Source organism: Halorubrum sp. SS7 (assembly GCF_005435055.1).
In the GTDB taxonomy this organism is placed as follows: Archaea; Halobacteriota; Halobacteria; order Halobacteriales; family Haloferacaceae; genus Halorubrum; species Halorubrum salinarum.
This window is the reverse complement of the sequence record NZ_SGXV01000439.1, coordinates 1-341: the sequence shown is the minus strand read 5'-3', so window position 1 is coordinate 341 and position 341 is coordinate 1. Positions and strand designations below refer to the sequence as shown.

At 72.7% G+C, this 341-nt stretch carries 1 pseudogene; it reads right to left on the bottom strand.

Annotation, left to right across the window (positions count from 1 at the left end):
* Positions 1–337, bottom strand: a pseudogene (locus EXE44_RS18705) (hypothetical protein); the annotation flags it as partial.
* Between the last annotated feature and the right edge of the window lie 4 nt (positions 338–341).

Below are 341 nucleotides of genomic sequence, written 5' to 3'. Positions count from 1 at the left end.
CGTCGCCGGTGATCCACGTGTCCGGGTCGAAGGCGGCGTCCCACTCCTCGGCGCTCATCTGCGCCATGTCCGACGGCCCGAACTCGTCGAAGTCGTACTCGGATTCGACGCGCTCGCGGAGGGCCTCGATGTCGGTCTCGCCCTCCCGGGTCCCCTCGTCGGTCCCGTCTCCGGAGGGGTCCCCGGCGTCGGTCTCGTCCCCGGAAGGACCCCCGGCGTCGGCCGGGGTGCCGTTCTCCTCGGCCTCCGAAGCAGGGGTTTCCGGGCCGTCGGACGCCGGATCTGCCGGCTCCTCCGGCGGCGACTCCGACTCCGACCGCGTCGAGGTGTCCTCCATCACC